The sequence below is a fragment of the Terribacillus sp. AE2B 122 genome, from assembly GCF_902497585.1.
Taxonomy (GTDB): Bacteria; Bacillota; Bacilli; order Bacillales; family Amphibacillaceae; genus Terribacillus; species Terribacillus saccharophilus_A.
On the sequence record NZ_LR700945.1, the window covers coordinates 129,121 to 144,173 of the forward strand.

A 15,053-nucleotide genomic window follows, 5' to 3' on the forward strand; every position below is an offset into this window, starting at 1 on the left:
CGTCCTTCCAGGATTCTCTCGATTTTCTCTTCCTTCTATTATCGGAGAACTTTATTTTAACTCAGGAAAAAAGGTGAAAAAACGTGTGGAAAAGCGGGTGAAAAACAGCCAATTTTGAACAGAAAAACTTACTCATTTTTCTCTAGTTTTCCTTTCTTCAACAAATTCGGAAATCCGGAGATCTATATTATCACACTATCTTCAAACTGTGATATTTAGTTTAAATAAAAATTAAGTAAGATTAAGTTTTATTAACTTTATTTTATATAAAATGTATTTTACAATAAAGATGTAGTAATTAATTGTTTAATTTATCGTACAAAGGGATGGTAAAGAATCATGGAATTCAAACATATTACAATAGCGGGCAGTGGGGTTTTAGGAAGTCAAATCGCTTTTCAAACTGCATTTAATGGTTTTCATGTAACAGTATACGATATTAATGATGTAGCATTACAATCAGCTAAAGACAAAATAAACATATTGAAAGGGCGTTATCAAGAGGATTTACAGGCTAGTAAAGAGCAAGTAGATTCTGCATCTGACCGCATCTCTTACTATAGCGACCTGGCAAAAGCAGTTGCTGATGCAGATTTGCTGATAGAAGCAATACCAGAGATAGTGACGATTAAAACAGAGTTTTATGAGAAGCTAAATCAAGTTGCGCCAGATAAGACTGTTTTTGCATCAAACTCATCAACATTGATGCCAAGTCAGTTTGCGGGAGCGACAGGACGTCCTGAAAAATTCCTGGCACTTCATTTTGCTAATGAAATTTGGATTAATAATACAGCCGAAATTATGAAGCATCCAGGCACAGATATGAATGTGTTTGACCAAGTAGTTGAGTTTGCGAAAGCAATTGGAATGGTAGCATTGCCTCTTCATAAAGAGCAGCCAGGATATATTTTGAATTCATTGCTTGTTCCTCTTCTAGATGCAGCAGAGCTATTGCTATCAAGAGAGGTTGCAGATGTGGAGACGATCGATAAAACATGGATGATTGCTACAGGAGCTCCGAAAGGTCCATTTGCAATATTGGATGTTGTCGGAATCAAAACATCTTATAATATTGTGAAGGCTAAAGCGGACGCAACAGAAAATTCAGAATTTAAGAAACTCGCAGAGCTACTGAAAACAGAGTATGTTGATAAAGGAAAACTTGGAGTTGCTACAGGAGAAGGCTTCTATAAATATCCTAATCCTCGATTTATGGACCCTGATTTCTTGGGGAATCAATAAAAAAGTAATCCTCCTGTCATAATGGCAGGAGGATTCTTTTTAAAGTCTATTTTAAGTCTTGCAAAAGATGCTCGGTAAACTGGTCTACCATTTCCGGACATTTTTCATTTTTTCTCGTCACTCGCCATAAATAATTGGAAAGGGTAAAGTACTCATTAATCGAAATCGTCACCACTTCATCTCTTAAATGTGCCGGCAATGCTTGGATAATATAATCATTCGTTATCGTGATAGCATTCCTTTGCAGCACCATTTGTAAAAGGACATCTCCATTATTTGTCGTTAATGCAATCCTATTTCTCAAGTTATCTGGAAACAAATCTTCAGCTATTTTCTTTAAGTAAGGGTCATTGTACAATACGATTGATTCATTCATTTCGTTTATGATTTGGTCAAGGGAGATTTTATTGTTGAATCGTAGTAAGGAGCTCTTATTAACGGCAAGCACCACTTCAACCCTTTTAATCGGTTCCCATTCCAATGCAACATCATGATTGTTTGACCCTAGTGAAACAAACCCCATATCTGCATGGCCATTTTTTACTTGTTCCAGCACAGCAGCCGTATCTTCCTCCACTACTTGCACATTTACATAAGGATAGCTTTCTCGGAATTCGAGGGTATTGTTAATGATTTGGGACACTAATCCGGGAATTGTAGCAATGACAATATTACCGTACTGGTTGTTTTTTGATACTGCAATATCATTTTTAAGCCTGTCGATTGTTTTCAAGACAGAAACAGCATACTGGATGACCTTTTTTCCTTCAGCGGTTGGAACTACTCCTTTGCGTGAGCGTGTGAAAAGCAGTACGTCTAATTCAGTTTCTAACTGGGTTATGGAGAGACTGATTGCTGGGACGGTCATCATGTTCTTTTTAGCAACCTCAGTAAAGGAGCCTAACTCTCCGACATCTACTAAATATTGAAGCTGGGTTATATTCATGTTTTGTCACCTTAAATAGTTTTAGTTTGTAAAAGTTAGTTTATCAAAAAAGAGGGGAGATATGATATGTAAATAAAGATAAAAGTATAGTGGGCGAGGAATTTAAAGGAGGTTTAATAGGAGCAATAAGGTATGCTCAAAAGCAACATCGGTCAGCGGTTTCTAAAAAAGAAAGCTTTTATGCATAAGTGCTAATTTTGGGTAATCGATTCCTTAGTCCTCATTTACATTCTCACGGAAGGGAAACTAAAAAGCAAAGAGGACGAAATTATTGATTAATGAGACTTGCTACAGTGCGGGTCTTTTTTCACTGCAGTTTCTTGCGATAAGAGAAACGGTATGATAATTTTATAATGAACGTTCAATATAAAAGAGGGTGTCATATGAGAAAGTCACAAAAAAAAGAAGCTATATTGAATACGGCAGAAAAGTTATTTTATCAGAATGGTTTTCATGCAATTGGTGTTAAATCAATATTGGATCAAGCTGGAGTCGCACCGATGACTATGTATTATCATTTCGAATCAAAGGAAGAATTAATTAAAGAAGTATTAGCCCGAAGAGAACATCAATATTTTGAATTAGTAGGAGATAAGCTTAACAAAGGTGATGGTATTCATACTTACGTAAAGTCGTTGATTCAAGCTCATATAAACTGGTTAGAAGCAGAAGGTACAAATGGTTGTTTGTTTTTAAGAGCAAAGCAGGAATATGAAGGTGTAAACGAGGGAATTGCCTCCTTAAGCAGAGAGCATAAAAAAAAACTTGTTAACAAAATTAAAAATGATATGAAGGTATTTGATGTTCCAAAATCCTTGGGTATGCAAATCATGATTATTTTAGAGGGTTTAACATCCATGACCCAAATACAGGAATTAGATGAAATAAAAGAAGCAGCAGAACGTTTAATGAAAGGTATGCAGGTTTCTGATAAATGAATTTGAATAGGAAGATCAATGTAGTGCATTGTTTCCTATTTTTTTTACTCAATTATTATAATGAACGTTATATATAAAATAAGAGGTGATAGATATGTTTGAAAATAAATTGATTGTTGTTGGGTTACCAATGATTGCTGTGACATATGGTTTATCTCGATTCAGTTATGGGCTGATGCTTCCATATATTAATGAAACAATGAATATGGCACAATCTACTAGCGGGGTCATTTCGTCTTTGTCTTATATCGCATACTGTATAGCAATCGTTTTGGCAATGGTATTTTCGAACAGAGTATCACCGAGGTCTATTCTTATTGTTGCAGGATTCTCATCCACTATTGGTTTGGGGATTATATCTGTATCGGGTAATTCTGGAGTATTAGGTTTAGGTATATTTCTGGCCGGGCTAAGTACAGGTTTTTCTTCACCACCGTACGCTGATATTATTGATGAAAACGTAGAAATAAAATTACAGAATCAGACTAATTCATGGATAAACTCTGGTACGAGTATTGGAACAGCTTTAACTGGAGTTATTGCAATTATAATGACAGATAGTTGGAGAGAAACGTACTTAATATTTATGGTCATTGCCATAGTAGTATTATTCGCTAATTACAAAGTGCTGCCTAAAAAACAAAATCAAACTTTAAATAAAAACGTAAAATCAGGTTTCTCAAAAGAAGAGTGGAGAAGAGCCATACCATTAATTCTGGCATCTCTATTGTTAGGAATCTCCTGTTCGGCCTATTGGACATTTTCAAGAGATTTTATGTTACAGAATGAGAGTGTTCCTGATTACCTCGGAGAGTGGCTATGGGTGATTATTGGAGTTGCAGGGTTATTAGGAGGAACTGCAGGTGCATGTATCAATAAGTTTGGTTTAATGCCTGCATACAGGATTTCTGTGATAGCACTTTCAACCTCGTCTCTGCTATTAGGGACATTTACAGATTACATTATGATAGGGTTTCTATCACCAGCCCTTTTTGGTAGCTCATATATTTTTATGACCGGTGTGTTAATAGTATGGGGAATTTCCGTGTTTAAGTCCAACCCATCATTTGGACTAGGTATACCCTTTTTAATACTGGCACTTGGTCAAGCAATAGGATCAATTTTCTCCGGGGTCATTGCAGATCTATTAAGCTATAATGTTCTATTTATAGGTGCTTCTATAATTGGGTATCTAGCTTTAATATTTAAAAGAACATGAAGTTAGATTTGAAATTGCACCCTCTGTTATGGGTGTGTCAGTTGAATAGTTTAATCAATTAGAATATCTACTGAACTAACATGTAGTGTGAGATCCTTTTCTTCTATATATCTTCATCCTACTATGTCTAATTAAAAATAAACTCCTCCTAGTGAAAATAACTTCAGACCTGAATTTTGGTAAATAAACAATTTCGATATCCGGGTCTTTTTTGTGCAAAGACTTTGTCTTTCCTAGCTTGATTTTATCTTGTCTAGTAATAGTATATTATGGATATTGAGAGTAAAGAGAATGTGGTGCTAACGTGGTCTTTTATATTTAGAGCTGAGCTGTATTGTAATTACTATATTCACAATCAGGAGGAAAGCCAAAATGCTAAACGAAGTTAAACACAATTTAATCGTATCCTGTCAGGCTTTACCAGAAGAACCCCTACATAGTTCATTCATCATGTCCAAAATGGCATTAGCTGCAAAGCAAGGGGGCGCAAAAGGCATAAGGGCAAATTCTAAAGAGGATATTATAGAAATAAAAAAGGAAGTGAGCCTTCCTGTTGTTGGAATAATTAAACGTGATTATAAAGATTCCTCGGTATACATCACACCTACATATCAAGAGATTGATGAACTGCTAGAAAGTGGATGTGAAATGATTGCTATGGATGCTACAGAAAGAAGAAGGCCTGAGGGCATTGAATTAGGGGAATTAGTACGGTATGTTCGAGAAAAGGATTCATCGGTACAATTGATGGCTGACATTGCTACTTTAGAGGATGCTATACAAGCTGATCAGCTTGGTTTTGATTGTGTCTCCACTACATTGTATGGCTATACGGAGGAAACAAAGAATAACAAGCTTTACGACAACGATTTTGAATTCTTAAAAAGAGTACTTGATAATGTTAGTATTCCGGTAATTGCTGAGGGTAATGTCATAACACCAGAAATGGCAAAACGATGCTTACAATTAGGGGCATATTCTGTTGTGGTCGGTGGTGCGATTACTAGGCCGCAGCAGATTACTGAACGCTTTGTAGATATAATAAATTGAAAAGATACATATTTAAATTCCTTCGTGTAAAGATATACATTTGATATACAGACCTGGATTTCGGTAAAATAATTATCTCCGATCTCCAGGTCTTTTTTATGTGTACCTAGTTCGATATTCAGTTTTCTTTGCACTTTTTACTGGTTAATAGTAAAATAAAATGTTGTATTTTTTACTATGTTTTGATATGTATTGCTTGAGCGTGTTTAAAGTAAAAGAAACAGAGCATCTTTGCTCCTTGAATAAATATTAGATTTGTAACTATAATGAGAGGGTTTTATATATGAAAGATAATTTCTGGCGTGATTTACCACGACCATTTTTTGTATTGGCTCCGATGGAAGATGTGACGGATGTTGTGTTCCGTCATGTAGTGAGTGAAGCTGGCAGACCTGATGTGTTCTTTACTGAGTTTACAAACTCGGAGAGCTATTGTCATCCAGATGGAATAGATAGTGTGCGTGGCCGTTTGACGTTCACGGAGGATGAACAGCCGATGGTGGCTCATATATGGGGAGATAAGCCTGAGAATTTTCGCCAAATGAGTATTGGTATGGCGGAGTTAGGGTTTAAGGGACTAGATATCAATATGGGCTGCCCTGTACCTAATGTTGCAGGAAATGGAAAGGGAAGCGGCCTTATTTGTCGTCCTGAAGTTGCTGCAGAGCTGGTACAAGCTGCAAAAGCAGGTGGATTGCCCGTAAGTGTGAAGACAAGACTTGGATATACGGATATAGATGAATGGCGCGACTGGCTGACACATGTATTGAAGCAAGACATTGCTAATCTTTCCATCCATCTGCGTACAAGAGCGGAAATGAGCAAGGTAGATGCACATTGGGAATTGATTCCGGAAATCAAGAAACTTCGTGATGAGATAGCTCCTGATACACTTCTAACGATCAATGGGGATATTCCAGACCGTGAAACTGGCTTAAAACTGGCTGAACAATACGGAGTTGACGGGATCATGATTGGGCGCGGGATTTTTACAAATCCGTTTGCCTTTGAAAAGGAACCGAAAGAACATAGCAGTAAGGAATTGCTTAATCTTTTGAGACTGCATCTGGATCTCCATGATGAATATTCAAAAGCAGAAGCCCGTGCGTACAAGCCTCTTCCACGCTTTTTCAAGATATATCTTCGAGGATTCCGAGGTGCAAGTGAATTGAGAAATCAATGCATGAACACGAAGTCAACGGATGAAGTTCGCGCATTGCTTGATGATTTTGAGAGAAAGTATCTTGTTGAGGTGGAAGAGCAGTAGAAGTGTATTAGGTAGAAATGAAGTGGAAGCAAAACAAGTTTTAGTATAGAATTGGCTGGTATAAAAGCGGTATTGAACCGATTATGCCAGCCAATTTTTATATTATATGATTTTAATAATCTATTGAATGGTCTCTCCTAGTTGAATTTATGAAGACGAGCATATCCACTTACGTTTTAAATTAGCTTAAACAAATGATGCAAAACCAAATCTAAATACAGCAATGAATATCATAAAAGGGATAACAACAATAGCAACGATTGAATTAATAATTATAAGTAGTAGTTTAACTCTTTTTTCATTTATAAATATCGAAAAAGTAAGTCCGATGATTGGATTTAATATACAAAATACGACAAGGAAATTCATGATTGAATTTGCGAACAATGCACCTTGTGATATATAAGTAGCATATGTATAAAGGGTTAGCAGTGCTATTATGGTTAATATTAGGCAAAAGATAGAGAGAAATGGGTTAAGGGACCTCAAAGCATTCACATCCTTTAGTGAATTAAGTTCATTTTTTGCTATATGATTGGAATGTTACTGGTGTTTAAAATAAAGAGACTGGATAATGAGTGTGAAATAAGCATATAAAGAGTCTCAATATATAGGTTAGATTATATGATTAATCAGCTTTTATTATCCTTTAACTTTTCAATCAGCAGCGCCGAAGTAATTACAATAACCAAAATATCTACTAAAACCAGCGAACTAAAAAATGCGTCAGCAAGTGAATGATTATTGCTTAATCTATAAATTAACGAACCCAATGAAAATAATGCAAAATAAACAAGCATATAGAACACTCTTCCAGATGTTAACCACACTATGAGACCAATTAGAATAACTCCTATGATAACCCAGTCTATAGCAGATATTACTATTACCTCCATCAAATGAATAATCACTATTTCTTTACAAATTACAAGGTACACTACAATATATATACAAAATATACCATTTTTTCTGACGTGGTTAAAACTTTCTTCTAATGTACAAGAATCTATCATACTTTTAGCGCTAATGTCTTTTGAATTTATTTTGTATTTCTAATAAGAGTAGGTGTCTTATACATGTTAATTCTTATATGTGGTATTGGTCACTTGATGGCGTGTCTTCAAAACATCTGAATCAGGCAGCTCTAACAGGATAGTAGGCTATCGAACAAAGCGATCAATGAAGAATGAAGCTTTGTGGAAATTAGGGCAATCTTATGCTGCTAAATTGCTAGTGTTGGCAGGAGTGATGCATATAGTCATTGGAGGGATAGTGTTATTGTTTTTTCGCTATGAAAATGAGTTTTATTTGTTTGTTGAATTACTGTGGGTAATTATTTCTTTATTTATGTTATATGGATTAACTGAATGGAAATTGAAGCGAAAAGAGGAAGAAATAATTACTGAAAGAGAGCGATGATGCTGATTTTTTAATTGTGTCCGTACTTGAGTTGCTCATGAAAACAAAGAGAATACCTAACATTAACAGATATTTGAATCTGTTACGATATTGTTTTCGTAGGCATATAAAATATCTATTTTTAATATTACATAGGTTGGAGGTGTACTGGTGATAAAAAGTAAAAAAATGTTGTGGATTGCTCTTTCCCTATTTATTATTTCTACAGCAATTAGTTTTCCTTTTCCACATGCAATTCCGTATGGAGAGACCATTATATCAGTCTTTAATTTTCCGATTCGTACTGTAAATGGTTTGAATTTTATGGGTGTATTTTCATTTGCTTTATTTATTGCAAGTTTATTTTTCCTTACCAGATCGTTGAAGAAGTATCATAAGCGTGCAGTCTTAATTGCAATTATTTTAGTTGTTCTTTTGCCTCAAATGCTCATTAGTTCTTATCAAAAAACAATTGCAACCGGAATTTATGCTGTTTTTTACGACAGAGAAGCTAGTTATTGTGAATTTGAAATGGTTGGCGAATCAACATTAGGTGGAGAATGTGAACTTTCTTTTGAGAATTACAGCACGGATGATCTCCAATATACACTTGAGTTTCAGGAGAGCTACCCTTTTGAAGATGAAGTTCCTATGGTCTCACTCATGAATCATAATAAAGTTCCATATGAGGTCAGCATAGAGGGAAAAGAGAAAAAAGTAGTGAAAATCAAAACAAACATAGATGTTTCGAACATAGAAAACCATGTTGAAGGGGGAAGTGCATCAGATATAAATATTATTATTAGGTCCGGTGATAAAATAAGGAAACTGTGATTTAGAGAAGAGTGAATCTATATAAAATTTAATAAGGGAATGCTACAATTAATTGGAATTTTAAGTTAGGAGTGAGTATTTGTTAACTGTACTTCGTATTATTTTAGCAATAATTGTAGTGACATTCGGAATTTATGGATTGGTCACAGGTAATCATGAGCTATCTCCTTATATGTTTTTCTTTTTAGGTCTAATGATGATGGTTATAGGGATTTCTGAATTTAAGGTAAAACGGCAGGGGAATGCTGTTTTGTGTATTCTAGTGTCTATAATTGTCCTTTTTGTTTCCATTTTTTACTGGTTAGAATAAGTGTAATCCACTAATATAAGATCTGAAATGAGGATCATTGAGTGATAGTTAAAGATTCTTATTCGGAGGTCAGCAAGGTGTGGGCTATAACAGTGGTGAAGATGCTGAAGCGCATTTCCATACTGTATGGCGTGATAAGTTAGCTGATTACGGCGGAGCGTTTTCGGAATAACAGTTAGAATAAGTACTAAAAAGGCGTTAGCCCTATTATCCAGGTCTAACGCTTTTCTTCAATATATATCATGAATTAAATTTTTTCATCAGCAAACAATTGCTTCTTATCCCATTTCCCCCATTTATAATAAGAAAATGAAAAGATACTGCTTAGAATAAAACTAATTCCCATTCCTAGTGCGATTCCGTTTTCCCCAATGAAAGCTGAGCAGATATACGTCAGCGGGTAGCGAAGCAGCCAAAAGGATAGGATGTTCAAAATCAGTACTTGGTACATCGCTCCTGAGCTTCGGACGATGCCGTTCAAGATAAAATTAAGCCCGATAAATGGATAGAAGAAAGCAATTATTTTTAAGTAATCGGTGCCGAATGAAACGGCTGATTTTTCCTCAATGAACAAGCTGGTTAAAGGTTCCGCGAGTAAAAAGACAAGAATGGCAATCACAAGCATAATAGCTAGATTAAACAGTGCGCCGTACTTCGCGATTTCTTTTACCCGGTCCCAGCGTCCGATACCAATATTCTGGCCGGCCATACTGTTGACGGCTGTCCCTAATGCCATGGCAGGCAAGGTGATCAAGCTATCAATTCTTTGCGAAGCTCCAAATCCGGCGACGACCGATCCGCCGAAAGAGTTGACGACACTCATTATTGCTGTCACACCAGCATAGATGACCATCATTTGCAGACCGGATGGAATGCCAAGCTTCAAAATAAGCAATACTTGCTCCTTTTTTGGTAAAAAGGGGATAGACAACGGAGCGAGTCCATTGCGAAGTGTGTACCACAAACCTAAGAGAAAAGCGACTGCTTGCGATAAGACAGTGGCATACGCTGCGCCTTCGATACCCCAGCCAAAACCAGAAATGAATAATGGATCCAGAATGGTGTTCAAAATAACGGCAACTAAAACAAACTTCAATGGTGTTTTACTATCCCCTAAAGCTCTTAAGACAGTACCAATAAAGTTGTAGCCCATTAAAAACAAAATACCGATAAAGTTAACCTGTAAATAAGTTCTGGCTTCATCCACCATTTCAGCAGGTGTATGGAGCATGATGACAATTTGCCTGGAGAAAAGCAATCCGATAATACCAACAAATATGGATAACAATCCGAGTACAACAACGAAGGCATTTAAGTAAGCTTTTAATCCTTGATTGTCGCCTCTTCCTCTTTGTTGAGACAAAACTGTCAGAGTGGTATTATTGATCCCAATAATAAATGCAAGTATCGTTAGTAAAACGGTAGAGGAGACGGTTACTGCACCAAGCGCATTTGCGCCTAGGAGATTACCGACCCATAGACTGTCAATGAATTGATATGAAACCTGCAATAAGTTCGTAAGCATAATAGGTCCGGCAAAAGTAAAGAGCTGCTTCATAATCCGGCCTTCTGTAAAATCCTGTTGAACCAAGGTGATTGACACTTCCTATCTTTACGTATGTATGAATACCTATGTGAGAATCATACTGTTCTGCATTTATCCTTATCGTATTCGTCTAACCATAACATAAACGCTAAATTAGGTTATAACATAGAACAGAAAACCCTACAAATCCGAGGTTATCTTGATTTGTGCGGTTTCTTAATAGTAGTTCATATACTCGTTATGGAGAATATCAATGTTGAAAATTTATGCTTATTTAGGATAAAGACTTACTCTGTTTTCTTAGCGTTAAGATATTAAATATAGACCTTATACTAGAGTTTAAGAGAAGGATGATAAAAGTAACATATTGAATCGGATTAGTCGTGCCTGATTCTCGAATAAAGATCATATAGAGCAGCATTGCTATACAGACAGTAGCAAAAGTAAGATTTATTACCAAAGAAAAGATTAGGCGTTTTCTTGCAGATCTTGCTTTTGTTGCTTCCATAGCTGACCTCCTAATGTTCTTTATTAAGGTGAACTTTATAATTGCTTGTCTCTTCCTTTTCTAATCCGGATTTTTTAATGGCTAATCAAGTATAAATAAATCATACTATATTTTTCCAAAGTAATATAAGCGAATTCCTCTTCGGAAATGAAATTAAAAGAGCCATTCTAACCAATCAATACATTAGTAATAGCTTGAACCATGAGCCTGTATAACGCACCTAATTCGGGAAATCCTAACTTTGAACAATTTTATGAGAAGAGGAGGGAGATCCCATGGTTAAAGATTCCTATGCACCTCGCGAGAAAAAGAATGGCGAAGGTAAGAAGCCTGATGAACAAAGAAGAGGAAAAGCGAGATCAAATACTCGCGGCGGAAGAAATTAATAGTAAGATTGGATCGAAATATCTAATTGGCGTTTCTTTTTAACTAAATGATTATTCCTTATATAGACCCGGTATATGTGAGATATTCTTTCATTATACTGGGTCTTTTACATGTGAATTCGCGGCATCACGAACTGGATTTTTTGCCTATTTCAATCACCATAACTCTTGTCTATACTTAGGGTGTTATTTTTATACAATTGTTTGAATTTTTAAACTAAGCCAAACAGGAGGTATAGGGATGGAGCAGTCGCACAAAAATGGCTTTATCATGCGATCTTTGAATGGTATTGAACGAGTTGGCAACAAGCTTCCTCATCCAGTTACGTTATTTTTCATCTTTGCTGCAGTAGTGATTGTGTTATCGGCTATTTTTTCTGCAATCGGTGTCAGTGTAGAAGACCCTTTGAATGAAGGAGAAACAATCGCTGTCAAAAATCTGCTGAACTCTGAAGGGATTTTGTATCTGTTCGAAAGTGCTGTAACAAACTTCACTAATTTTGCCCCGCTTGGAACAGTTTTGGTGACGATGCTTGGTATCGGGATTGCAGAACGCTCGGGATTGATCAGTGCCGCTCTTCGCGGGCTTGTTACTTCGGTTCCCCGCACACTGATGACGGCAGCATTAGTTTTCGGCGGTGTCATGTCGAGTATGGCAGCGGATGCTGGCTATGTTGTATTGACTCCATTAGGAGCTGTCTTGTTCGCGGGCTTAGGACGCCATCCACTGGCGGGTCTCGCTGCGGCTTTTGCCGGAGTATCCGGTGGCTACAGTGCGAATTTGCTGCTAACTTCACTTGATCCGCTCCTTGGCGGTATGACGCAGGATGCCGCAGCAATCATCAGCCCTGAATATGCGGAAGGCATCAACTATGCGATGAACTTTTACTTTATGTTTGCTTCCGTTTTCCTGCTGACAATTTTAGGTACATGGGTGACCGATAAGATCGTAGAACCGCGGCTTGGCACGTATAAAGGCAATGTTAATGAAGAAGTTAATTACCTTAAGCCGGAAGAGAAGAAGGGTTTATGGGGAGCGCTTATTGCCTTCCTCTTAACTATCGTCGCTATTGCGTTACTTGTTATTCCTTCTTGGGGGCCATTAAGAGCGGGTGAAGCTAATATTATCGATGCACCATTCTTGAATACACTTGTCCCAGTCATCCTGATTGTATTTTTTATCCCCGGGCTTGTATATGGGCTCATTACAAAAGAAATCAGAAACGATAAAGACGTCGCCAATCAACTCTCGGAAACGATGGCAACGATGGGATCGTACATTGTGCTAGCATTTGCCGCAGCTCAATTCGTTTCTTATTTCAACGAGTCAAACCTTGGTACCGTTCTTGCGGTTAGAGGTGCTGCTTTCATTGACTCCACCGGTTTTACAGGTATTCCGCTAATACTGACCTTCATCATCGTTTCAGGTTTTATCAATTTGTTTATCGGCAGTGCCTCTGCTAAATGGGCTATCATGGCACCAGTGTTCGTCCCAATGATGATGCTCTCGGGCTATTCACCTGAGTTTACCCAACTCGTGTACAGAATAGCCGATTCAACCACTAATGTTATCTCCCCTTTAATGCCATATTTCGCAATCGTCATCGCATTTGCACAAAAGTACGATAAAAAGGTTGGGATCGGTACATTGATTTCGACTATGCTTCCTTACTCAATTGCCTTTACCATCGGCTGGGTATTGATGCTGCTAATTTGGATGTTGACTGGAATGCCGATAGGACCTGGTACGCCAATTGAATATCCTTGATCAATGAATAGCAGGAGCCCGATTCCTTGAATGGAATCGGGTCTTTTTCTATTTGTAATTATTCAGATATATTTTGAGGGAAAAACTTTATCTGGCATCCTGCTGCAAAACATGTTAAAAAAGTATAGGAGTCAATTCAGAAAAATTACCTTTCATTAAGTTGATAGATTAATAGATTCCTCACAAGAAGGGAGGAAAAATAATGAAGAAAACAACGAGAGTAATCCTAGATCCAGAAATCATGGACACAGAAATTAGCTCGCTAGACAATAAAGGGGCTGGCCAGGCAGTTGTATGGGTGGATAAAGGACAGGACAAGCTACGGAAAGTGAAACTGACTGTACCGAAGACATTGCCAGGTGAAAAAGTACGAGCCACTGTAGCTTGGCCGCATGCGAAAAGATCCAAAGCCGCTTTAGAGGAAGTTTTGGAGGCACATCCAGAACGGGTTACTGCAGCCTGTCCTCATTTTGACTTATGTGGCGGGTGCGCATGGCAGCACTGGCAGTATGAAGGACAGTTAACACATAAAACAGCTCATGTTAAAGATGCTTTGTTAGGACAAGGCTTTGATCCAGAGCTTGTGAAGGACACTATTGGTATGGAGAATCCTTGGCAGTATCGCAATAAAATGGATTTTGCTTTTGCACCGGATGGTTCTATGGGCTTGCATGAACAGGGGAATTTCCGTAAGATCATCCCGCTCGAGACATGTTTGATTATGGAAGAAGATATGAAGGAAGTTGCAATGGAAGTTGCCAGTTGGGTGAAGGACCATGCATTAAGTGGTTATAACAAAGATACGCATGAGGGTCTGCTTCGGCATTTGATGGTAAGACAATCATTTGTTACAGGAGAAATCATGCTGGCACTGTTTGCGACACAAGTGCCAGATACAGGTTTGGCTCAGGCTACCGAACAGCTCAAGAAACGAATTGAACAAAATTATCCGAAGGTAAAAAGTCTTTTATGGTTTGTAAATACAGATTGGGCCGATAGCATCCAAGCAGAGGACATGCATCTATTGGCCGGACGTGATTTCATTTATGATGAAATCGGAGGCTATCGATATCGTCTTTGGTTTGATACCTTCTTCCAGGTCAATCCGGTACAGGCACAGAAGCTTATCGACACAGCTCTAGAAATGGCACAGCCGAAAAAAACAGAAACAATGCTGGAGCTGTTTTGCGGAGTAGGAACCTTTTCACTTCCTTTTGCCAGCAAAGTTGAGAAACTTGCCGGCATCGAAATTGTGGAAAGTTCCATCGAATCAGCAAAACGAAATGCAGCAGACAACGGCATTTCCAACACCTATTTCCTAGCCGATAATGCCAGATTTGGAATGGATAAAGTTCTAGAGAAATTTGGCACGCCAGACTTGCTGCTGTTAGACCCTCCGCGGTCTGGAGCAGGCGGGAAAGTAATGAGAAAAATCGGCCGATCCAAACCAAAACGGATCGTTTATGTATCCTGCAATCCAGAAACATTTGCAGTTGATATTAAGGAACTAAATGAATTTGGTTATACGTTGAAGGAAGTACAGCCGGTAGACTTATTCCCGCATACTGTGCATGTGGAATGTGTTGCTGTACTAACTTTAGATTAACAAAGAAAGACAGATCACTTGGAGCAAGTGATCTG

At 37.6% G+C, this 15,053-nt stretch carries 12 protein-coding genes; 10 read left to right on the top strand and 2 right to left on the bottom strand.

Annotation, left to right across the window (positions count from 1 at the left end; genetic code table 11):
* Positions 1 to 339: 339 nt before the first annotated feature.
* Complete coding sequence (locus tag AE2B122_RS11540) at positions 340 to 1,242, top strand: 3-hydroxyacyl-CoA dehydrogenase (protein ID WP_175074171.1); 903 nt, start codon at positions 340 to 342, stop codon at positions 1,240 to 1,242.
* Positions 1,243 to 1,288: 46 nt separating this feature from the next.
* Here AE2B122_RS11540 and AE2B122_RS11545 read toward each other — a convergent pair whose 3' ends face one another.
* A complete protein-coding gene (locus tag AE2B122_RS11545; protein ID WP_095218812.1) occupies positions 1,289 to 2,188 on the bottom strand; it encodes a LysR family transcriptional regulator in 900 nt (299 codons plus the stop codon).
* A 383-nt stretch (positions 2,189 to 2,571) separates the two neighbouring features.
* Between AE2B122_RS11545 and AE2B122_RS11550 the strand changes: the two genes are divergently transcribed.
* The 7 genes from AE2B122_RS11550 (at position 2,572) to AE2B122_RS19200 (ending at position 9,204) form a co-directional block, all read left to right on the top strand.
* Positions 2,572 to 3,126, top strand: a complete 555-nt coding sequence (locus AE2B122_RS11550) for a TetR/AcrR family transcriptional regulator (RefSeq protein ID WP_175074172.1) — start codon at positions 2,572 to 2,574, stop codon at positions 3,124 to 3,126.
* Between the two features lie 94 nt (positions 3,127 to 3,220).
* Positions 3,221 to 4,345 carry an MFS transporter gene (locus tag AE2B122_RS11555; RefSeq protein WP_175074173.1) on the top strand — a complete coding sequence of 375 codons (1,125 nt, stop codon included), beginning with the start codon at positions 3,221 to 3,223 and terminating at the stop codon, positions 4,343 to 4,345.
* Between the two features lie 372 nt (positions 4,346 to 4,717).
* The gene (locus tag AE2B122_RS11560; protein WP_095218809.1) at positions 4,718 to 5,395 is read left to right on the top strand and encodes an N-acetylmannosamine-6-phosphate 2-epimerase; all 678 of its coding nucleotides are present in this window, start codon (positions 4,718 to 4,720) and stop codon (positions 5,393 to 5,395) included.
* Between the two features lie 283 nt (positions 5,396 to 5,678).
* The gene (locus AE2B122_RS11565; protein ID WP_095218808.1) at positions 5,679 to 6,662 is read left to right on the top strand and encodes a tRNA-dihydrouridine synthase; all 984 of its coding nucleotides are present in this window, start codon (positions 5,679 to 5,681) and stop codon (positions 6,660 to 6,662) included.
* A 1,152-nt stretch (positions 6,663 to 7,814) separates the two neighbouring features.
* Positions 7,815 to 8,081 carry an SdpI family protein gene (locus AE2B122_RS11570; protein WP_256366460.1) on the top strand — a complete coding sequence of 89 codons (267 nt, stop codon included), beginning with the start codon at positions 7,815 to 7,817 and terminating at the stop codon, positions 8,079 to 8,081.
* A 150-nt stretch (positions 8,082 to 8,231) separates the two neighbouring features.
* The gene (locus AE2B122_RS11575) at positions 8,232 to 8,894 is read left to right on the top strand and encodes a hypothetical protein (RefSeq protein ID WP_175074175.1); all 663 of its coding nucleotides are present in this window, start codon (positions 8,232 to 8,234) and stop codon (positions 8,892 to 8,894) included.
* 172 nt (positions 8,895 to 9,066) lie between these two features.
* Complete coding sequence (locus AE2B122_RS19200; protein WP_256366461.1) at positions 9,067 to 9,204, top strand: YczI family protein; 138 nt, start codon at positions 9,067 to 9,069, stop codon at positions 9,202 to 9,204.
* Between the two features lie 247 nt (positions 9,205 to 9,451).
* Here the strand turns inward: AE2B122_RS19200 and AE2B122_RS11585 are convergent, their stop codons facing one another.
* Positions 9,452 to 10,762, bottom strand: a complete 1,311-nt coding sequence (locus AE2B122_RS11585; RefSeq protein WP_095271286.1) for an MATE family efflux transporter — start codon at positions 10,760 to 10,762, stop codon at positions 9,452 to 9,454.
* 1,123 nt (positions 10,763 to 11,885) lie between these two features.
* On the opposite strand from AE2B122_RS11585, the gene AE2B122_RS11590 reads away from it, so the two are divergent.
* Both AE2B122_RS11590 and rlmD read left to right on the top strand, forming a co-directional pair.
* Entirely contained in the window at positions 11,886 to 13,412 is a 1,527-nt protein-coding gene (locus AE2B122_RS11590; protein ID WP_175074176.1) for an AbgT family transporter, read from the top strand.
* 202 nt (positions 13,413 to 13,614) lie between these two features.
* Positions 13,615 to 15,018 carry a 23S rRNA (uracil(1939)-C(5))-methyltransferase RlmD gene (gene rlmD / locus AE2B122_RS11595; RefSeq protein WP_175074177.1) on the top strand — a complete coding sequence of 468 codons (1,404 nt, stop codon included), beginning with the start codon at positions 13,615 to 13,617 and terminating at the stop codon, positions 15,016 to 15,018.
* Positions 15,019 to 15,053: the final 35 nt, after the last annotated feature.

Coding starts and splice junctions, on each gene's coding strand:
- AE2B122_RS11545 (WP_095218812.1), bottom strand. CDS start 2,188: ATGAATATAACCCAGCTTCAATATTTAGTAGATGTCGGAGAGTTAGGC.
- AE2B122_RS11585 (WP_095271286.1), bottom strand. CDS start 10,762: ATGAAGCAGCTCTTTACTTTTGCCGGACCTATTATGCTTACGAACTTA.
- AE2B122_RS11550 (WP_175074172.1), top strand. CDS start 2,572: ATGAGAAAGTCACAAAAAAAAGAAGCTATATTGAATACGGCAGAAAAG.
- AE2B122_RS11555 (WP_175074173.1), top strand. CDS start 3,221: ATGTTTGAAAATAAATTGATTGTTGTTGGGTTACCAATGATTGCTGTG.
- AE2B122_RS19200 (WP_256366461.1), top strand. CDS start 9,067: ATGTTTTTCTTTTTAGGTCTAATGATGATGGTTATAGGGATTTCTGAA.
- AE2B122_RS11560 (WP_095218809.1), top strand. CDS start 4,718: ATGCTAAACGAAGTTAAACACAATTTAATCGTATCCTGTCAGGCTTTA.
- AE2B122_RS11565 (WP_095218808.1), top strand. CDS start 5,679: ATGAAAGATAATTTCTGGCGTGATTTACCACGACCATTTTTTGTATTG.
- AE2B122_RS11540 (WP_175074171.1), top strand. CDS start 340: ATGGAATTCAAACATATTACAATAGCGGGCAGTGGGGTTTTAGGAAGT.
- rlmD (WP_175074177.1), top strand. CDS start 13,615: ATGAAGAAAACAACGAGAGTAATCCTAGATCCAGAAATCATGGACACA.
- AE2B122_RS11590 (WP_175074176.1), top strand. CDS start 11,886: ATGGAGCAGTCGCACAAAAATGGCTTTATCATGCGATCTTTGAATGGT.